The organism is Clostridium sp. (assembly GCF_036660475.1).
In the GTDB taxonomy this organism is placed as follows: domain Bacteria; phylum Bacillota; class Clostridia; order Clostridiales; family Clostridiaceae; genus Clostridium_J.
In genome coordinates this window covers 43,802-65,367 of record NZ_JAVXAO010000002.1, presented here as the reverse complement: position 1 = coordinate 65,367, position 21,566 = coordinate 43,802, and the positions used below count along the sequence as shown (strand labels likewise).

The following is a 21,566-nucleotide window of genomic DNA, read 5'->3' as shown; positions in this document are numbered from 1 at the left end:
TATGAAGTATAAAATTGTAAATTTAGAACAAAAGATAGTTATAGGAGTTAGCACTGTCACAGGGAATGATGACCCTAAAATGGGCGAAACTATTGGGGGACTTTGGGAGAAATTATACAAAGGTGGAATTAATTCAGCAATAAAAAATAAAGTTAATGAATATGCTATAGGGCTTTATTCAGATTATCAAGACAATAAATATTGTGTTACAGCAGGAAATGAAGTTTCAGAGGTAGACAATGAAGAATTTACTGTAAAGGTTATTCCAGCAGGTAAATATGCAAAGTTTTCTGTACAGGGGCATATGCAAAAAGTAGTTGGAGAGGCTTGGAGCAAAATATGGGAAATGGATTTAGATAGGAGTTTTGCAGCAGACTTTGAAGAGTATTTAAATTCGGATTTTGACAATGCGAATATTGATATTTATATAGCATTAAATGAAAAGTAATGCTAAGTTCAAGATATATGTTGATATTTAATTAGTTTCTATCAGGTGATTTTTATATTCAGGTGGAGTTTGATTAAGATGAATACTTCACTCAAGTTGAATATAAGAAAAACTTATCTAGGGTAGTGTAAGCTGTAATACCCCAGCTTAAAGAAGATGGGTATTACAGCGGCTAGACATCAGATAAAATAGATTATGTTATAACTAATATATAAATTTTGAGGTTATAGCGTAGAGTTATAGTTATAAGAGGTGATGGAATAATGAAACATGAATATAAAAAACATGAAAAAGAACTTTATTGCCCTAAGAATAAGGCAGAATTAGTAAAAGTTCTTAAGCAAAAGTTTTTTTGTATAAAAGGTAAAGGTAATCCTAATGATAAAGATTTTTCAGAGAAGATAGGTGTTTTATATTCCATTTCATATGCAGTTAGAATGATGCCTAAAAATGGATTTACACCAGATGGTTATTTTGAATACACCGTTTATCCATTAGAAGGACTATGGGATTTAACCGAAGAAGGTAGGCAAAATGAAGTCTTAAATAAAGATGAATTGATATACACTATAATGATTAGACAACCTGATTTTGTTAATGATGAAGTTATAGAAAAAGCCTTTGAAATTGCGAATAAGAAAAAACCACATCCATTACTTAAAGAAGTATATTTCGATGAAATAGAAGATGGTTTGGCTGTGCAGATAATGCACATAGGTTCTTATGATAATGAGCCGGAATCGTTTAATAAAATGAAAGATTTTATAGAAAATAATGGATTGAAGATTAAAACTTTAGTCCATAGAGAAATATATTTATCTGATACAAGAAAAGTAGAAAAAGATAAATTAAAAACAATATTAAGATATAGTGTACTGAAGTAATAAATTAAAGTTTAATGTAGATGATTTTAAAACACGGTGGTCTCAATACTATTCTTTAATATGTAAAAAACAATAATTGGTATAGAGTATTTTAAATGTAATACGCAGCAAAACAATGAAATCCACGATATAAAATTCGTGGATTTTTGCTTATATAAAAAGTGCATTTATAATTCAGTTAGTTGCTTAGAAAATGTAGATTTGTTTCTATTTAGTGAATCATATATGCGTGTGTTTATTTAATATTGCAATAGATTGGGTTATAATGTAAGTAATTAATTAATAGATTTTACCGTGGATTAGTTATAAGTAAAGAAGCAGTTGGGTTTAATAAATGTAGACAATTTAAATAGTTAGGACAAGGATTAGAAGCAATGGAGGAAAGATATATGAAAAAAATATTGTTGATAAATGCAAGTAATAGAAAGAAAAACACATATGCACTTTTACTATCAATTGAAAATATATTAAGAAATAAAGGGTACGAAACAGAAATAATTACTCTTCATGATTATAAAATAGATTTTTGTAAGGGTTGTGAAGTATGTATAGTAAAGGATAATTGCTTTATAAAAGATGATTCAAGTAAAATAATGAATAAAATAATTGAAAGTGATGGATTAGTAATAGGAACTCCAGTATATCTAAATAATATGAGCGGAATACTAAAGAGCTTTATAGATAGGACTTGTAGCTGGTTTCATAGAAGTAAAGTTGCACAAAAGCCAACCTTACTTCTCGCAAATACACAAGGCTCAGGCATTAAAAATACATTAAATTCAATGGAAGAGGTTATGATTCAATGGGGTGTTTGTTTAGGTGAAACTATATCTAGAAATGGTAGAAGTTTTAATAAACCTATTGAAGAAAAAGAATTATCAGAGTTTATTAAATTAATTAATTCTGATGAAAACAAATATTCTCCTAGTTTTAAAGAGGTTTATACTTATAATGTTCAAAGAACATTAGCTACTAAGGTATTTCCAATAGATAAAGAATATTGGGACAGCAAAGGGTGGATTAACACAGCATATTTTAAAGGATCAAAACTAAGTTTTGCGAAAAAAATCTATGGTAACGGGATTTATAAAATGCTATGTAAGGTTATAAAGCCTATTGATCAAAGTAATAAAACCAATTAAATTTACTTAGTAAATGTAGAGTTTTTCTGTTTAATATCAATTGCATACTAGTGGTACACTGAATCATCAAAATCTATATATTTAAAGTAAACTTTCATATCAGAAAAAATCCTATTAATATTTCTCTTAACACTGTAGTTTTTACTTTCTATAAAAATAAGACTAACAGCTTGCCACAAAATAACAGTAGCACTTGTATCCAATATTGTAATAATGATTTTACCATGGAAAAACTTATTAGATATATATAATAAAATAGAAATAAAAAATGATAACAATATATAGTAAACCAATCTTTTTCTGCCTGCCTTTAAAGTTATATTATCTATTTCAATTTTAGAATTATAGTAGTTGTAAACACCTTCAAGTGCTAAAGCTTCAGTTTTAGCACTTAAATTAGCTTTAGGTAAATAAATTTCTAGGGAAACATTATATTTTTTAGATTTATGTATATCGATAGCTTTATTTAATATAAAAGTATCTATATCATCTTTTAAATCTCTATCATTTATAGGAGCAAAATCAAAATCGTAGAAGAGATTTTCATAATCATCAACTTTTATTTTTATAATATAATTATCATTTATTTTCATAATTCCTCACTTATTTATAGATATTAGTAATTATAATATGCCCATTGATGATAGGTTTTATTTAAAATTAAGACATCAAGTGTACAAATTTTTATTTGGAACATTTATGGTTTATACAATACAATATAATGAGTGTTTTTAATCAGTATTTAATCTTATTGTTATAGTTAAGTTGTCACTGAAAAGAAAATACAATTAATATTAAGTAGATAAGAAAAAAGAACACTGATATAATGTTTTTTAGAATGTATACAGAAGGAGTTTTTAAATGAAATATTATTTAGCACCAATGGAAGGAATTACTGGATATATATATAGAAATTCTTATGAAAAATATTTTGGTAATATTGATAAATATTTTACGCCATTTATTGTTACCAACCAAAGTAGGAGTCTTAAAACTAAAGAGCTTAGGGATGTTTTGCCTGAAAATAATAAAAGTATAAATGTTGTGCCTCAAATACTTACTAATGATTCAGAAGGGTTTATTAATACATCTAGAAAATTACAACAGTTAGGATATAATGAGGTTAATTTAAATTTAGGATGTCCTGCTGCAACCGTTGTTTCAAAGAATAGAGGCTCAGGATTTCTAGCAAAAAGAGAAGAACTTGATGTGTTTTTAGATGAAATATTTAAAATAGATGATATGAAAATTTCTATAAAAACTAGAATAGGAAAAGATAGCCACGAGGAATTTTATGAGTTGATAAAAATTTATAATAAATATCCTATAGAAGAATTAATTATCCATCCTAGAACACAAAAAGATTTTTATGGGAATAAACCTAATTTAGAGGTATTTAAAGATGCATTATCTTTAAGTAAAAATCCAGTATGCTATAATGGTGATATTTTTACTGGAAATAATCATAATAAATTAATAGAAGATTTTCCAGAGGTAAATAAAGTAATGCTAGGAAGAGGAATAGTTGCAAACCCATGGTTAATGAATGAAATTAAAAATAATACTTTTATAAATAAAAAAGTATTAAAGGATTTTCATGATGAGATTTTAAATGAATATATAGAACTATTTAACGAAGATAAAAATGCAATATTTAGAATGAAAGAGCTATGGGGCTATATGATTTACATATTTTCGGATAATAAAAAATATGCTAAAAAAATAAAAAAAGCACAAAGATTAAGTGATTATAATGAGGCTGTATTAAGTTTATTTAATGAGCAGGAAATCATAGTGGGAGCTGGATTATTTAGTAATAAATATTAAACCGGTATTTATTTAATAATCAGGATTAATAAGAAAAAGAGAAGGTAATAAAATAAATTTATAATATCAATAAAGTTTAAAGGATATAAATCACATTCATCATAAAACCTGGACAATACATATTTTGTATTGTTTGGGTTTTTATTATTTATATCTAAAATAGAATATCATTAAATATAATAAAAAAGATATTGACAATGATAATTATTATCAGTATTATATAAACAAGAGTCAAATGAGATTGATTATCGATGCAAAGTTGATTAAGTAAGGAGAACTAATGAAGAAAAGACATCTAGCGATAATTTTAATAATTTTATCATTAATATCGTTGTTTATAGGAGTTAACGATATAAAAATAATAGATATACTTACATTAAATCAAGAAAAGGTACAGATATTTTGGATTAGTAGATTGCCGAGACTAATAAGTGTCTTGGTTGCAGGTATGGGAATGAGTATATGTGGTCTTATTATGCAACAAATAAGTCAAAATAAATTTGTATCCCCAACAACGGGTGCCACAATAGATGCAGCTCAATTAGGATTGATTTTCGCAATGTTAATTGTGCCAAGTGCGGGGATTACGGGTAAGATTATAATTTCATTTATATTTGCGCTTATAGGAACATTTATGTTTATGAATATATTGAGAAAACTAAAGTTTAAAAATGCAGTATTCGTTCCTCTAGTAGGGATAATGTTTGGAAATATCATAAGTTCTGTTACAACTTTTATAGGATATAAGTACAACTTGATGCAAGATGTAACTGCATGGATGCAAGGAAATTTTTCTATGATACTTAAAGGTAATTATGAAATTTTATATGTAGCTATACCACTTATAATCCTCGCCTATGTATATGCTAGTAAGTTTACAATTGCAGGTATGGGGGAGGATTTTGCTACTAATTTAGGATTAGATTATAACAAGGTAGTGAATTTAGGGTTGATTATTATTGCTATAGTTACAGTAAGTGTTGTTATAACGGTAGGTAGCATACCATTTATAGGACTTATAGTCCCTAATATAGTTTCAATGTACAAGGGTGATAATATAAAGGATAGTATATGGCATACTGGATTGTTTGGAGCAATATTTGTATTAGTTTGTGACATATTTTCAAGAGTTATAATATATCCTTATGAAATTCCAATAGGACTTACTGTTGGGGTTATAGGAAGCATTATGTTCCTATATATGGTGTTTAGGAGGACTGAAAATGCAAACTAATATTGATATATTAAAAACACAGGAGATAAATAGCAAAAGTAAATTAAGTGTGGAACATAGATTAAAAAGAATGATGTTTATAATTTCTACGATGATAATAGTATTTACACTTTTATTTTTAATTACAGGAGTAAATTTAAAACATATGGACTATGCTATGGCACAAAGAATACCAAAGGTAATAGCGATAGTCTTAACAGGTGGATGTATAGCTTTTTCATCTATGATATTTCAAACTATAACAAACAATAATATATTAACACCAAGCGTGCTAGGGCTAGATTCGTTATATGTATTAGTCCAAACAATAATAGTATTTATAGTTGGGGTGGAAAGTAAATTTGTTATAAATAAGAGTAGTAACTTTGTTTTATCAGTCGGTATAATGGTTGTTGTATCATTTATACTTTATAAAAAACTATTTGAGAAAAGTAATAACAATATATTTTTCTTGTTACTTGTAGGAATGATTTCAGGGACATTATTTAAGAGTATTTCAACATTTATGCAAGTTGTAATAGATCCTAATGAGTATGCAGCTCTTCAAAATAGCTTATATGCAAGTTTTGGAAATATGAATACGGAGATTTTAGTGATTTCAACTATATTATTATTAGTAATAGTTCCATTTATATATGATGATATGAAGATGTTAGATGTAATAGCATTAGGTAAAGATCATGCTATAAACTTGGGTGTAGATTATAATAGAGTTGTAAAAAAGATGATAGCTGTAGTAGCTATATTGGTATCAATATCAACAGCATTAATAGGTCCCATAACATTTTTAGGGCTTTTAGTAACAAACGTGACGAGACAGTTATTTAAAACATATAAGCATAGTTATTTAATTATTGTAGCTATATTAATAAGTATATTAACGCTAATAGGTGGACAATTCCTCGTTGAGAGAGTATTTGTATTTAATACAACCTTAAGTGTAATTATCAACTTTATAGGTGGAACATACTTTATATACTTATTATTAAAGGAGAGTAAAGAATAATGATTACAGTAAAGAACATAACAAAAAAATATTCAAATAAAATAGTGGTAGATATGGTTTCGGTTGACATACAAAAGGGGAAAATAACTTCTTTTATAGGTCCAAATGGTGCTGGTAAAAGTACAATTTTATCTATGATTACTAGACTTATGAATATGGACAATGGTGAAGTTATAATAGAAGGTAAAAGTTTAGAACAGTGGGATAAGAAGGAACTTTCTAAAAAAATATCAATATTAAAACAATCTAATAATATAAATTTAAAGCTTACGATAAGGGAGCTTGTTAGCTTTGGAAGATTTCCTCATAGCGAGGGAAGACTTACAGAAGAAGACAAGAGATATATAGATGAAGCTATAGAGTATATGAAGCTTAGGGATATAGAGGATAAGTATATTGATGAATTGAGTGGTGGACAAAGACAAAGAGCATATATAGCTATGGTTATAGCGCAAAATACAGAGTATGTATTTCTGGATGAACCCCTTAATAATTTAGATATGAAGCATTCAGTAGAGATGATGAAGGTACTCAGAAATCTTTGTGATGATCTTGGAAAAACTGTGGTTTTAGTTATGCACGATATAAATTACACATCATGTTACTCAGATTATATTGTAGCTTTAAAAAATGGAAAGGTAGCACAGTATGGAAATACACAAGAAATAATGAAAAAGGAAGTTTTAGAAGATATTTATGAAATGGAATTTGATGTTAGGCAAATAAATGGGGATAAGATTTGTATCTATTTTTAAAAAATTTTAAAAATATACTGAGAAAGATAATCAATGGCGATTAAGAAAGTCAAATTATAAACAACAATAAAAATGAAAGAAGGTATTAATATGAATAAAAAAGTAGCAATAATATCAGGTTTAGTAATAGCAGGAGTAATTGCAAGTGCAGTATTTTTAGGGTTAAACAAAGACGATTCTAAAAAAGATTTAAATACAGGGGTTATAAAAGTACAGCATGCCCTTGGAGAAACTGAAGTTAAGGTAAATCCTAAAAATGTAGTAGTGTTTGATTATGCGGCATTAGATGCAATGGAGGTGTTGAAGGTTGAAGGCGTTACAGGGATTCCACAGGATTCGTCAATGCCAGAGTACTTAAGTAAATTTAAAGGTACTGAATATATTAATATAGGCGGACTTAAAGAGCCAAATTTAGAAAAAATTAATGAAATTCAACCAGAGCTAATTATAATAAATGGAAGACAGCATAGTTTTTATGATAAGCTTAGTGAAATTGCTCCAACTATATCCTTAAGTAAAGAAGATGGGAAATATATGGAGTCATTCACGAAGAATATGGAGATATTAGGGAATATATTTGATAAAGAAACTATGGTAGAGGAAGAACTGTCTAAAATAAATGCTAAGATTGAAAGAATTAACAAAAAAATAGTTGAAAAAAATTATAAAGCAACAACTTTAATGGTAAGTGAAGGTAATTTAAGTGTGTTTGGATCAGAGTCAAGATTTGGATTAATATATAACAACCTTGGATTCAAAAATACAGATGGAAATATTAAAACGTCTAATCATGGACAAGATGTATCCTTTGAATATGTTGCAAGTCAAGAGGTAGACTATATGTTTGTAATTGATAAATCAGTTATATCAAATAACAAAAATGAAAAGCCAGCTAAAGAAATTTTAAATAATGAGCTAGTAAATAATAGTCCTGTAGCTAAAAATGGGAAAATAATTTATTTAGATACTAATTCATGGTACTTAAGTGATGGTGGATTCATCTCTACAAATAAAATGTTAGATGAGATTCAAGCTGTTATTTAAGACTGATAAATAGAAACTTTTAAAATAAAATAATTTGAATTCCTAAACTGTAATAAAATCAAGAATTTTATTACAGTTTTATATTTATAAATAGATAGGTGTGGTATATAATTAGTATAAAAAATATAGTATAGATAGGGATTGCAATAAAGATATATTATAATAGAATTTTGAGAAATATTTATAGATGAATATCATTAATAAATAATTTACGATTTTGAGTGATAAGTATTTAAACTGCAATATTACGGGGAAATAGGTGGGGAAATGCTAAAGGTTTTAATTTGCGATGATAAAATTAATGAGAGGGTTAATCTTGAATATAATATTAAAAAATATTTAGATGATATTAAACAAGAATTTACTATGACATTTTGTAATGATGGTGAAGATTTATTAGAAAATTTACAAAAGTGCAGATATGATATCATATTTTTAGATATTGTTATGCCAGGAAAAAATGGTATTGATATTGCAAAGAAAATTAGGAAAAATGATAATAAAACTATTATAATATTAGTTTCAAGTATTGGAGATTTTGCGTTAGAAGGTTATGAAGTTGATGCGTTATATTATTCTATAAAACCACTAACATATGAAAAGGTAAAGCACATTATGGAAAAGTGTGAGGTTAAATTAAAAGAACAAAAGGGACATATAATTTTTATTAAGACAGTAGATGGGGTGCATAAAATTTATCAAGAAGATATAATTTGGGGCGAAAGTAGGGACAAGTACATATACATAAAAGCAAATAATGAAATAATGAAGTGCAAAACAAAACTAGATGATTTTTTAAAAGCACTAGATTTTGAATATATTAGAGTACATAAAAGCTATTTTGTAAATCCAAATTATATAAAAGAAATACAGGATTCATATTTAATTCTAGATGATGGTAGTGAATTACCCATAAGCAGAGCAATGAAAGGCAATGTAAGGGACAAGTATATAGATTTTATAGGAGGGTTAATTTGATTTGATAATTTTTTTAACGATTAATTTATTAATAAATATTACCCATAGTTTATTTTATTTGGATGCAAAAAAATATAAAGAAATAAATAAAATATATGCATTTATGTTACTTATATTTCCAGTGGTGGTTAAATACATGCTGATTTTAAATTTATGTAATTATAATAATAGCTATAAACATATAATTACTTGGTTGTTATATTTACCATTAATTATATACATTACAAAAAACAATAAATATCAATCTATAATTGTATTCATGATAGTGTTGTGTATTTCAACATTTATAATGAGTTCAGCAATAGTACTTTTAAGGACAATCATTGGAGATGAATATATAACATCAATAAATTTAGGTATAGTAGTAATAACTTTAAACAGTATTACGGTATATATTAGTTATAAGTATGTTAGACTCCCTATTAGAAGATTATTGAAAAGCTTCGAAGGTAAAAGTGGAGCATTTTGGATTACACCATCTGTTATGTTTTTCTTTATATATGTAATTTATTCTGAAATTTTTAAAAAAGAAGTAGCAATAGAATTTTTTGTGATAGGTTTAGTTATTATAGTACTAGTGGGTATTAGCGTTGCTATAAAAAGCTTAGATGGAATTCTTCGTAAAAATGCTATTTTATCACAGGAAATAGCTACATATGACAAGATTATAAATATGCATCTTCATTATTATGAGGAGTTAAATTATAAAGAGCATTGTTTAAAAATACAAAAGCATGATTTTAAGCATATGTTATCAACAGTTTCAACATTAGCAAATGGAGAAAAAAATGATCTGATTTTAGAACTTATTGAAAATTACGTTGTAAATATAAAGGATATTAATTTAAAAAGATATTGTGAAAATGATGTAATTAATGCAAATATAGCATATTATTTTTCGCGAGCACAGAAAAGTGGTGTTAAATGTAGTTGTAGGATTAATATTGAAAATAATATTAATATTTCAGCAGGAAATTTAACAAATATAATGGGGAATATTTTAGAAAATGCTGTAAATGCAACATGTATATTAAATGGAGATAGGTTTATAGATTTAACTGGAGATATGTATAAAGAGAGTTTTGTGATTAAATGTAAGAATAATTTTAACAAAGATATGGGAATACATGGTGAAGGCTATGGATTATTAAGTATAGAATCAATATGTAAAAAACATAACGGGTATTACAAAATAAACAAAGAAGGAAATATATTTGAATTAATAGCGATTTTATCTGTAGAAAAAGATAAGATATAATAGGTATAATTGTGGTTGTAAGACGAAACTTACGGTTGAAAGGCGAAACTTGCATACAGAAACTCTTTTTGTGATGTTAAAATAATCATGAAAGAGTTTTTTTTGTTTAATTATAACTAAAAATATCGGTTATCAAAACATATTTTAATCTAAGAAAAATAAAATTATTTATATTCAAAGGTATGGTAACTTTTTAGGTATTTGATGATTAAAGTGAAAAAACGTGATATTTATACTTTGAAATGGGTATATGTAATTATTTGGGGGAGTTAAGAAAGGGGAAAAGTATGAATAAAAGTGTATTCAAAAAGACAGTAGCAATGGTTTTAACGACTAGTTTGATTTTAGGTTCAAATTTTGGAGTTATAAAAGCATATGGAGAAACATTACCGGGAGTTCGTCATGTAAGTAATGGGAATGACGTGTTTTTAGGGGGGAACTTCATAGAGGTTGGAGTTAATAAACATGGATCATTTGGAACAGCAGGTAATGCACCATCTGGTTTTAGTACAACCAGTCAGCTAGGAATGAGAGCAGATGGAGATGGTTTTAATGTGGGAATGCCATCAAACACAGGAGATTTTTTCCTGCCTGGTGACCCATATGAATCTTATGTAGTTGGCTATAAAGATGACAAAGGAGTAATTACAACAGCACAAGTTGCTGAAAGAAAAGATGTATTGGGAATAACGAATATTTCTACAAGTGACACTTCTAGTGGAAATACTCTTTCAGCTACAACAGTAGGTATAACTAATGATGGTAAATTGGAAATAACACAGGTTGTATCTTTTGATGTGAATGATAAATATTTTAATGTTGATGTGACCTATCGTAATCTTAGTGACGTGACTATTTACGATGCAAGGTATCTCAGATCTGTTGACCCGGACCAAGATAGGGAAACTAAAGGTACACATGACACTAAAAATTCTGTCGTTAAAAATCCACCGAAAGATGAGATGGCTATGGTTATCGCAAAGGGTGGGGTGACAAATGAACCATTTATATATATGGCATGGGATTCAAGAGCAAGGGCTTCGGTAACTAGGACAACGAATCCATATAGTTTAGATTGTTACAATAGTGATATTGTAGCAGAGACAACAGCGGATGCATGGATAGCTATGACTTTTGCTATTGGAGATATTGCACCAGGTGCATCTGTTTCTTTGGATTTTAAGAATAGCTTGAATCCAGATATTAATGCGGCACTACCGGAGCCAGGAAAGTCAGGAATAGTAACATTTAAGGATTATGATGGAACAATAATAGGTACGCCACAAACTATAGAGTATGGAAAGTCTGCAGTAGCACCAACCGAGCCAGCAAGATTAGGCTATCATTTTGTAGGTTGGGATAAAGCTTTTGATAATATTGCAGGTGATTTAACAGTAACTGCAATGTATGGAGTTAATAACTATACAGTAACATTTAAAGATTATGATGGAACGGTAATAGAAACGTCACAGACAATAAATTATGGAAGTGCTGCAACAGCGCCAAAATCACCAACAAGAGTAGGGTACACCTTTGTGGGGTGGGATAAAGCTTTCAATAATATTGTAGGTGATTTAACAGTAACTGCAATGTATGGAGTTAATAACTATACAGTAACATTTAAAGATTATGATGGAACGGTAATAGAAACGTCACAGACAATAAATTATGGAAGTGCTGCAACAGCGCCAAAATCACCAACAAGAGTAGGCTACACATTTATAGGTTGGGATAAAGATTTTAATAATATTAGCAGTGATTTAACAGTAACTGCTAAGTATGAAATAAATAAATATACAGCAACATTTAAAGATTATGATGGAACAACAATAGGAATGCCACAGAACATAGATTATGGAAGTGATGCAATAGCGCCAAAATCACCAACAAGAGTAGGCTACACGTTTATAGGTTGGGATAAAGATTTTAATAATATTACAGGTGATTTAACAGTAACTGCTAAGTATGAAATAAATACGTATACAGTAACATTTAAGGATTATGATGGAACAGTAATAGGAAATCAACAAAAAATAGATTACGGAAAGGCTGCAACATCACCAAAATCACCAACAAGAGTAGGCTATAAGTTTGTAGGATGGGACAAAACTTTTGATAATATTAGTGACGATTTAACTGTAACTGCTAAGTATGAAATAAATCAGTATACAGTAACATTTAAAGATTATGATGGAACAGTAATAGGAATACCTCAGAGCATAGATTATGGAAAAGCAGCGAAAGCTCCTAAAAATCCAATAAGAATAGGATATAAATTCTCTGCTTGGGACAAGTCATTTGATAATATTACTGAGGATTTAGTAGTTACAGCAAGTTATACCACTGGGATAACTTATGTTATGCCAGTAATAGATATAGATTCAAACACTAAGGAAGTCAAAAGTTTAATTGGATATTTAACTAGTGGAAAAAATACTATAGTAGTAAATACTGAGGTGGCAAATTTAATTATACCAGCTAATGTGGTAAATATATCTGATTTAGAAGGTGTAGATTATCTTAAGACGGTACAAAAGATTAAAGACGAAATTAGCAAAAAACCACTAATTGAAAAATTACCAAGTGATATAAGTCCAGTTGGAAACATAATTGATTTTAACTTGCAATTATTTGATAGCAAAGATAAATTAATTAAAGATATACATGAATTTGCTAATAACCAAAAGGTTAGAATAAGCATAAAGCTTACAAGTGATGATTTAAAAAATGTAGATACAGATAATCTTTCTATGTATTACTATGATGAGAAAGAGAAGCAATGGATAGAATTAGGAGGAAGTTTCGATAAAACAACAATGGAGTTTAGCTATGATACATCACACTTTTCTACCTTTGCAGTAATGGAAAAACAAAAATCCAGTTTACAAGAACCTGTATTACCACAAACTGGTTCACTTATATCAGCTAATGATTTAGCTGCATTAGGTGGAGCAATTATGTTAACAGGAGCTACTTTAATGAGAAGAAAATCAAAGGATAAAAAGGATAAAGATATAAATATGTAGATTGAAGTAAATTAATACCTATAGTGTAGACACTCAAACAAGAGTCTATACTATAGGTTATTTTTGTATAATTATCATTTGTTTTTGTATTTCCTCACCTATTTATAAATATTGGTAATTAAAAGGTGACCATTGATGATAGCTTTTGTTTGAAATTAAGGCTTAGACGTCTAAGGTTTTACTAAACTATTGTATATATTAGTATGACACTGAGATAAAATATCCTATTATGTGTAAAATATTTGAAAATATTGAATATAATATGGTATAATTCAATGAAATAATTATGAGTGGGGGTTTTTTTATGGTAAGTTTGCCATGGTGGCAGTATGTACTTTCAATGGGTGGATTCATAATTTTCTTATTATTTCTAATTGATGTTATGAGGAAATATCCAAAATTCGCAAACATATTTTGGATTGGGGCGTTATTTACATTTCCGTTATGGATAATTAGTGGAGGGGTAGTAGGATGGTTTAGATGGGCTAAGACTTTAAGCATATTACTTCCAATTATATTTTTTAATCTTTGTAGAATAGCAAACTATGAGAAAAAGAAGGGGAAGGTATGGGAATCTATTCAAAAGAAGAATGTTATATGGTTTTTTTACGTAATACTCTTCTTGAATATTATGGAAGCTACAATAAAGGATGTTACTTTAGGGAATTATTATAATGCACTTTGTGGATTCTTATTGTGTATTACTATACCTTATGCACCAAAGTTTTGGAAAGTTACAGATGAGAAACCAAGTGATATAGTTGGATATACTACTGTAGCATGGAATTTTCTTTATACAACTTGGAATGCTTGTTTTGTTTTCGCAGAATCACCAATAGGCTTTGCAGGTACATGTTGTATTCTGTTCGCAGCTGAATTATATCCTATAATAAAGAAACGTCCTGAATTATATATTACTTCTCGTGTTTATACATTGGCTTTTTATCTTTTATTTAGAGCTTGCTTCCCAAGTGTTATACCTTCATTAATGGACGCATCGTCTTGGTATAATCCACAAGTACTATTCTATTGGGGGTTAGCAAATGCTATAATGATAATACCATATGTATTTTGGCACACATGGCAATTGCATACAGGAAAAGGTGACGTTAGTTTTAGAAGAGGGAAAATTGATGTTGATACTTCCTTTAAAAGTGATGTAATTAGCAATTAGTACCTTTGATCATAATATGACGTACAGAGTTTATGAAATATTGAGTTCAATCAATAAAAAAAGTGATGAGCTTAGAATTATATAGAGATAGCAACAGCTAAAGTAAAGATATATAGATATATTAAGCATTTATATAAATCCTTTAATTAGATTATTCTAATTAAAGGATTTTTTTATTAACATTTATTAAATTTGAAATGATAAATATTATGATAAACATATGGGTATATTAAAATTGTGGAAAAAATATAAAATAATAAATAGCAAAGGAGCTTTACAATGAAAAAGAAGATTAGTATTTTTTTAACTTTAATGATGATGTTATCGTTTATTCAAATGTATCCATCAACTTGTTTTGCGGATTCGGAAGGCATAAGTTTATCAGCAACTCAACAGAATGATAATTCCAAGGATATAGTTGATATAGCTGTAAGTGATGGTAGATTTCAAACTTTGGTAACTGCTTTAAAAGCTGCTGGATTGGTAGATACCCTTAAAGGGGAGGGTCCATTTACAGTATTTGCACCTACCGATGATGCATTTGCAAAGCTTCCAGTAAGTAAAATTGATGAACTTCTAAAACCAGAAAACAAGGAAGTTCTTGCAAATATTCTAACTTATCATGTTACTCCAAATAAAATTACGGCTGCAGATGTAGTAAAATTAAATGGTAAGGAAATTGAAATGGTAAATGGAGCTAAAGCTAAAATAATGGTTAAGGACAATGAAGTATTTATTGATGGAGCTAAAGTTATAATTACCGATATTATGGCTAAAAATGGAATAATACATGTGATAGATACTGTGATGATGCCATAGAGAATATAATACACAAGTGACAATGAAAAAATTAGATTTTGTGAATAAAGGTTATGATTGGCCTGCACAAATAAAATCCACCATAAATTAATATGGTGGATTTTTCATACTACTTTTTATAGTTAGCAAGTATTAAATTTAAGTCAAAAATTATGTTAGTTTTTAAATCATAACTTCCTTGATGAAGGCACCAATCAAAAATAACTCCCCTTGAGGTTCTTAAAAGAGTTTTAGTTAAAACATCAGAAGATACATCAGATTGAAGTTCATTAGTTTTTATAGCTAACTCTATAGCAGATTTAATTTCAATGGTAACAAAACGATCTGATTTAAAAGTATATTTTCTATCTGTAGATAGAAGGCTTTTATAAACATCACTTACAAACATCCATCCAAAATCTTGTAATAAATCACAACCCTCATAGAATAAGTATATAAGTTTTTCTATATTTGAATTAAAGGTTTTTGAATAAAATCGTTCTTTTAATAATAAATCGATTTGTTCATAACCTATATTGATTATTTCATTTTTAGATTTAAAATGATGGTAAAAAGCGCCTGTCGAAATTTCAGCTTCATCACAAATTTCTTGAATTTTTACATTTTCAAAGCCCTTCTTTTTAAAAAGGTCCGTTGATATCTGTGTGATTCTAAGTTTTGTGGAGATAGCTTGTTTTTGTCTTTCAGTCAATTGATTCATAATTATAATTCCTCTAATGTTCAATCTTAAATAGTATTTTATATTTTGTTAAAGTATATCATAAAAAAAAAATGATAACAACTTATGAATATGTTTACAATTTTAAGAATATTATGTTATATTATTAACATAATGTAATTCGGTGAATGTAATTCTATGAATTGTATTGAGTTAAATGGGTTTTCCACATTATGGATTTTATAATGTGATCTTTCAGTTAAGATTATAAATGATTAAAAAAGAAAAAGATGAAATTTAAAATCAAATGGAGGTAGAGTTAATATGGAAACATACAAAATTCTTGAAATTAAGCAAAGTATTTTTGAAGACAATGACCGACAAGCGGATTTACTAAGGGAAGAATTAAAAAAAGACAAGACCTTTTTATTGAATTTAATGTCATCACCAGGTTCTGGCAAAACAACAACGGTTTTAAGAACAATTGAAGCTTTAAAAAATGAAATGAACATTGGGATTTTGGAGGCTGATATTGATTCAGATGTAGATGCTCATGCTGTTGCAAAGACGGGTACAAAAGTAATCCAATTGCACACAGGTGGGATGTGTCATCTTGATGCAGATATGACAAGACAGGGTCTTTTAGGAATGGGAACAGAAGGAATTGATTTTGCTATTTTAGAAAATGTGGGTAATTTAGTGTGTCCAGCAGAATTCGATACTGGGGCATCAAAAAATGCTATGATATTAAGCATACCTGAGGGGGATGACAAACCTCTGAAATATCCTTTAATGTTTTCAATTGTAGATGTTTTACTAATTAATAAGATGGATGCAATGGATTATTTTGATTTTGATTTAGAGGCAGTAAAAGAGCGTGTGAAAAAATTGAATCCAAATATCAAAGTTATACCAATCTCTGCTAAAAAGGGCGAGGGAATTGATGAGTGGGCTGATTGGATACGTGCTGAAGTTAAGAATTGGAATGAAGTATAAAAATAGAATTTAAACCAGAGCGAGAATTAAAAATATAAATATAAATATAAATATAAATATAAATATAAATAAAAAACAGGTATAAAAATAGAAATAAAAAATAGGATTATAGTAAAATTTATTGGGGGGTAATATATATATGGTAAATCAGAAGGTGCTTGATCTTGCTAATCATATAAGTATGAAAAAGTCTGGTTCAAAATCAGAAATTAAGCCAGAACATCCGGAATATAAAATTCTTGAGCCGGTAGTTACAGATGAGATGGCAGAAGTAGGACTTTTCCTTGAGTTACGTAAACATAAGACAGTAGAAGAAATTTCTGCTAAGTGTGGTAAATCCTTAGAGGATACAAAAAGGATACTATGGGACTTAGTTTATAACGGTGTTTGCTTCATTGAAGAAGAAGATGGAGTGGATAAATACTGGCTTGAAATTTGGGTTCCGGGTCACATGGAAACCATAGTTAACCATCCTGATAGAGAAGAAATAAAAAATTTCAAGCAAATTGGAGAGGCGTTTGAGTCATATGGAAGAAAAAAAGCGCCTATAACAGCAGGTGTTTTTCCTCTAGGAACAGGTCCTATGCGTGTTATTCCTATAGAGACAGCTATTGAAGGTGAAACAAGAAGAGCGTCATATGAAGAAGTTTCAAAATATCTTAATGATAATACTATTTTTTCAGTTTCAGATTGTTCTTGTCGTACGTCAAGAGAGGCTATGGGAGAAGGCTGTGGTCATTTAAAGGAAGATATGTGTATCCAGCTAGGACATGCTGCTGAATATTATATTCGTACAGGTAGAGGACGAGAAATTACCCGTGAAGAAGCTTTTGCAATTATTAAGAAAGCTGAAGAAAATGGTTTGATGCATCAAATGCCTAATGCAGATGGTCCAGGAAAAACTCATGCTATTTGTAATTGTTGTGGTTGTTCTTGTTACGCAACAAGAATTGCTGGAATGTTCAGAAATAATGATATGATACGTTCAAACTATGTTTCAAAAGTTGATAAAGATAAATGTGTTGCCTGCGGAGAATGTGTTCAGGTTTGTCCAGTTAATGCATTAAAATTAGGACAAAAATTATGCACTAAAACACCAATTGAACAGAAGAAGAGAGTGGATTTTGCCCACAACACAGAATGGGGCGAGGATAAATGGAATGTTGATCATCGTATCAACAGAGAAAATGTTGTTGAAACGGGTACAAGTCCTTGTAAAACAAATTGTCCAGCACATATATCAGTTCAAGGTTATATTAAGTTAGCATCTCAAGGAAGATATAAAGAGGCACTTGAACTTATAAAAAATGAAAATCCGTTCCCAGCAGTATGCGGACGTATATGTCCAAGAAAATGTGAATCTGCATGTACTAGAGGGGAAATTGATGAAGCAGTTGCTGTGGATGAAATCAAGAAATTCATTGCAGAGCAAGACTTAAATAAAGATATTCGATATGTACCTAAATTAAGACATGAGTATGGTAAGAAAATTGCTATTATAGGTGCTGGGCCTTCAGGACTTTCTTGTGCTTTCTACTTGGCTCTTGATGGTTATAAGGTAACAGTGTTTGAAAAACAAAAAGTACTTGGGGGTATGCTAACACTTGGAATACCATCATATAGATTAGAAAAAGATGTAATAAATGCAGAAATAGATATTTTAAGAGAATTAGGTGTAGAATTTAGAACTAGTGTTGAAGTTGGTAAAGATGTAAGTCTTAAAGAGTTAAGAGGTCAAGGATATGAAGCATTCTATCTTGCAATTGGTGCTCAAGCAGGCAGAAACCTTGGTATAGCAAATGAAGATGCAGAAGGTGTTGTTACAGGTGTTGATTTCTTACGCGAAGTAAACTTAGGAAATGACATAAAGCTTGAAGGAAATACAATTGTAATTGGTGGTGGTAATGTTGCAATAGACGTTGCAAGAACAGCTACACGAGTTGGTGCTTCAACTGTTGATATGTTCTGTCTTGAAAGCCGTGAAGAAATGCCGGCTCTTGAAGAAGAGATTGAAGAAGCATTAGCCGAAGATATTAGGGTTAATAATTCTTGGGGACCAAAGAGTATTGTTACAGAAAATGGTCATGTTGTTGGTGTTGAGTTTAAGAAATGTATTTCTGTTTTTGATGAAAATGGAAGGTTTAATCCTGTGTTTGACGAAAATGAAACTAAGATTGTTGAGGCAAACCATGTTCTGATTTCCGTAGGTCAAGGAATGGATTGGGGTAATTTATTAGAAGCTAGTAAAATAGAATTAAATCCTAACAAGACAATTAAAGCAGATTCATTTACATTGCAAACAGGAGAACTAGATGTATTCGCAGGTGGAGACGCTTTGACAGGTCCTAAATTTGCTATAGATGCAATTGCGCTAGGTAAAGAAGGAGCAATATCAATTCATCGTTATGTTCATCCTGGACAAAGCTTAATTATCGGTCGTGATAGAAGAGCATATCATGAATTTGATAAAGCAAACTTAACACTAGAAGGCTATGATCATATTAAAAGACAGAAAATAGCTCATGTGGAAGGAGCTAAATCAAAAGAAACATTTAAAGATTTACGTCCTACATTTACGGAAGAGCAAATGAAGGCTGAAACAGAACGTTGTCTTGGATGTGGTGCTACGACTACAGATGAATATGAATGTATAGGTTGCGGTGCATGTACAACTAGATGTAAGTTCGACGCTATTACACTTTACAGAAAATATAACGCACATGGTCTAACACTTAAAGAACTTAAAGTGAAAGTTATTAAAAATACAATCAAGCGTAAAGGTGTAATCGCAGCTAGAAAGTTTAAAAAGTTATTTGTAAAGTAAATCTTATTTGGGGAATATGATTTAATGGGATAATTCTAAATATATAAAGGATTTAAGAAAAAATTATATTTTTAGGGGGAAGAATATGAATATTTTATATGAATCAGTAAGTTTTCAAGGTTGGGGCATTTGGATTTTTATATTATTTGCATTAATGGCATTTAATGAGCTTGCACGTTCTAAAAAATGGGCTGGGATAATACTTTTTGTAATAGTTCCAGTAGTGTTGACTATTTTTGTATGGCCAACAACAGCAGCAATAGGAAATGAATATGGGACTGGAAATTGGTTTAACTGGGTAAAAACTTATTCAGCGTTAGCGGGGTGTATTGGATTTATGGCTATTAGATATATTCCAGCACTTGCTAAGAAGAAGTGGGTATTATGGTTTCCACCATTAATTTTAGCGGTGAATATATTTGAGGCTGTTCTTCGAGATTTCCAATGTTTTTCATATGGTGCATGGGAAGGCGCAGTTATAAATAATCTTTGGGTGATGTCAGGTTCATGGAATATAATGAATGGTATTGCTGGGATACTTAATATTATCGCTATCTGCGGATGGGTTGGAATTTATGTGTCTAGAGATAAAACAAAGGACATGATATGGCCAGATATGATATGGATATGGATAATAGCTTATGATTTATGGAATTTTGCATATACCTATAATTGTATTGCAGATCATTCTTTCTATTGTGGGTTAGCATTACTACTTTCATGCACAATACCAGCATTCTTCATCAAAAAGGGTGCATGGCTACAGCATAGAGCACATACCCTTGCGTTTTGGGCTATGTTTGTTTTAACAGTACCGACCTTTGCAGATAAATTAGCACCAGTTGCAACTACTCATAATCCTACAGCATTTTTTATAGTTAGTTTATTATCATTAATTGCAAATGTAGTGGTTGTTATTTATCAATTTAGAAAAATATTTAAAAATAAGCTTAATCCAATTAAAGGTGAAATTTATACTGACACAAAAGCATATAAAGAAATTATAGCAGAGAATAAAAGATAGTAATTCAGATAAAATATGAGAAGTAAAAAACAAAGTGTAGGTGATTAATTTGCATGAGTTAAGTGTTGTATTTGAGGTTGTTAAGACAGTCGAAAAGATTGCTATAGAGCAGCAGTTGACTAAAATAGATACATTGATATTACAAATAGGCGAGCTTTCATCTATGATTCCAAGGTATATAGAGCAATGCTATCCAGCTGCAGTTGATGGTACTTTACTTAAAGATACAAAGTTAAAAATTGAAATAATGCCAGGTAATGGTATTTGCAAGGGGTGCCATAAAGTTTTTAACATTATCGAAAATGAAAGTACATGTCCAGGGTGTGGAAGTGAAAGCTGGGAGTTATTATGTGGGAAAGAGTTTATGATTAAGGAAATCATAGCTTGTTAAATTAAAAAGGAGGGTGAGGCAGAGTGGTACTAACCATACACTATGGCTCACCCTTATAACAGGGATAAAATAATATGA

General features: G+C 29.4%; 19 protein-coding genes. 17 read left to right on the top strand and 2 right to left on the bottom strand.

The window, feature by feature from the left end; genetic code table 11:
* Nucleotide 1: 1 nt before the first annotated feature.
* The 3 genes from RSA29_RS03210 (at nt 2) to RSA29_RS03200 (ending at nt 2,474) form a co-directional block, all read left to right on the top strand.
* Nucleotides 2-448 carry a GyrI-like domain-containing protein gene (locus RSA29_RS03210; protein WP_346942178.1) on the top strand — a complete coding sequence of 149 codons (447 nt, stop codon included), beginning with the start codon at nt 2-4 and terminating at the stop codon, nt 446-448.
* Nucleotides 449-711: 263 nt separating this feature from the next.
* Nucleotides 712-1,332, top strand: a complete 621-nt coding sequence (locus RSA29_RS03205; RefSeq protein ID WP_346942177.1) for a GyrI-like domain-containing protein — start codon at nt 712-714, stop codon at nt 1,330-1,332.
* 389 nt (nt 1,333-1,721) lie between these two features.
* Nucleotides 1,722-2,474 carry a flavodoxin family protein gene (locus tag RSA29_RS03200; protein WP_346942176.1) on the top strand — a complete coding sequence of 251 codons (753 nt, stop codon included), beginning with the start codon at nt 1,722-1,724 and terminating at the stop codon, nt 2,472-2,474.
* Nucleotides 2,475-2,521: 47 nt separating this feature from the next.
* Here RSA29_RS03200 and RSA29_RS03195 read toward each other — a convergent pair whose 3' ends face one another.
* Nucleotides 2,522-3,067, bottom strand: coding sequence for a hypothetical protein (locus RSA29_RS03195; RefSeq protein ID WP_346942175.1), 546 nt, complete (start codon nt 3,065-3,067; stop codon nt 2,522-2,524).
* A gap of 268 nt (nt 3,068-3,335) precedes the next feature.
* Here RSA29_RS03195 and RSA29_RS03190 point away from each other — a divergent pair, with 268 nt between their 5' ends.
* The 10 genes from RSA29_RS03190 to RSA29_RS03145 all read left to right on the top strand — a co-directional run bounded on the left by RSA29_RS03190 (nt 3,336) and on the right by RSA29_RS03145 (nt 15,595).
* Complete coding sequence (locus RSA29_RS03190; protein ID WP_346942174.1) at nt 3,336-4,301, top strand: tRNA-dihydrouridine synthase family protein; 966 nt, start codon at nt 3,336-3,338, stop codon at nt 4,299-4,301.
* A 280-nt stretch (nt 4,302-4,581) separates the two neighbouring features.
* Entirely contained in the window at nt 4,582-5,535 is a 954-nt protein-coding gene (locus tag RSA29_RS03185; RefSeq protein WP_346942173.1) for an ABC transporter permease, read from the top strand.
* 70 nt (nt 5,536-5,605) lie between these two features.
* A complete protein-coding gene (locus RSA29_RS03180; RefSeq protein ID WP_346942410.1) occupies nt 5,606-6,541 on the top strand; it encodes an iron chelate uptake ABC transporter family permease subunit in 936 nt (311 codons plus the stop codon).
* The gene (locus RSA29_RS03175; RefSeq protein WP_346942172.1) at nt 6,541-7,296 is read left to right on the top strand and encodes an ATP-binding cassette domain-containing protein; all 756 of its coding nucleotides are present in this window, start codon (nt 6,541-6,543) and stop codon (nt 7,294-7,296) included. The genes RSA29_RS03180 and RSA29_RS03175 overlap by 1 nt, the downstream gene beginning before the upstream one ends.
* 90 nt (nt 7,297-7,386) lie before the next feature.
* Nucleotides 7,387-8,340 (top strand): ABC transporter substrate-binding protein, encoded by a 954-nt coding sequence (locus tag RSA29_RS03170; protein WP_346942171.1) that lies wholly within the window; start codon nt 7,387-7,389, stop codon nt 8,338-8,340.
* Between the two features lie 267 nt (nt 8,341-8,607).
* Nucleotides 8,608-9,318, top strand: a complete 711-nt coding sequence (locus RSA29_RS03165) for a LytTR family DNA-binding domain-containing protein (protein WP_346942170.1) — start codon at nt 8,608-8,610, stop codon at nt 9,316-9,318.
* A 1-nt stretch (nt 9,319) separates the two neighbouring features.
* Nucleotides 9,320-10,576, top strand: coding sequence for a GHKL domain-containing protein (locus RSA29_RS03160; RefSeq protein ID WP_346942169.1), 1,257 nt, complete (start codon nt 9,320-9,322; stop codon nt 10,574-10,576).
* A gap of 287 nt (nt 10,577-10,863) precedes the next feature.
* A complete protein-coding gene (locus RSA29_RS03155; protein WP_346944346.1) occupies nt 10,864-13,602 on the top strand; it encodes an InlB B-repeat-containing protein in 2,739 nt (912 codons plus the stop codon).
* Nucleotides 13,603-13,906: 304 nt separating this feature from the next.
* A complete protein-coding gene (locus tag RSA29_RS03150) occupies nt 13,907-14,776 on the top strand; it encodes a hypothetical protein (RefSeq protein WP_346942167.1) in 870 nt (289 codons plus the stop codon).
* Nucleotides 14,777-15,055: 279 nt separating this feature from the next.
* The gene (locus RSA29_RS03145) at nt 15,056-15,595 is read left to right on the top strand and encodes a fasciclin domain-containing protein (RefSeq protein ID WP_346942166.1); all 540 of its coding nucleotides are present in this window, start codon (nt 15,056-15,058) and stop codon (nt 15,593-15,595) included.
* Between the two features lie 109 nt (nt 15,596-15,704).
* On the opposite strand, the gene RSA29_RS03140 is transcribed toward RSA29_RS03145, so the two are convergent.
* Entirely contained in the window at nt 15,705-16,295 is a 591-nt protein-coding gene (locus RSA29_RS03140) for a TetR/AcrR family transcriptional regulator (protein ID WP_346942165.1), read from the bottom strand.
* A gap of 282 nt (nt 16,296-16,577) precedes the next feature.
* Here RSA29_RS03140 and hypB point away from each other — a divergent pair, with 282 nt between their 5' ends.
* The 4 genes from hypB to RSA29_RS03120 all read left to right on the top strand — a co-directional run bounded on the left by hypB (nt 16,578) and on the right by RSA29_RS03120 (nt 21,488).
* Entirely contained in the window at nt 16,578-17,249 is a 672-nt protein-coding gene (hypB, locus tag RSA29_RS03135; RefSeq protein WP_346942164.1) for a hydrogenase nickel incorporation protein HypB, read from the top strand.
* Nucleotides 17,250-17,388: 139 nt separating this feature from the next.
* Nucleotides 17,389-20,073, top strand: a complete 2,685-nt coding sequence (locus RSA29_RS03130) for an FAD-dependent oxidoreductase (RefSeq protein WP_346942163.1) — start codon at nt 17,389-17,391, stop codon at nt 20,071-20,073.
* A gap of 85 nt (nt 20,074-20,158) precedes the next feature.
* A complete protein-coding gene (locus tag RSA29_RS03125; RefSeq protein WP_346942162.1) occupies nt 20,159-21,097 on the top strand; it encodes a DUF5692 family protein in 939 nt (312 codons plus the stop codon).
* 49 nt (nt 21,098-21,146) lie between these two features.
* A complete protein-coding gene (locus RSA29_RS03120; RefSeq protein WP_346942161.1) occupies nt 21,147-21,488 on the top strand; it encodes a hydrogenase maturation nickel metallochaperone HypA in 342 nt (113 codons plus the stop codon).
* Nucleotides 21,489-21,566: the final 78 nt, after the last annotated feature.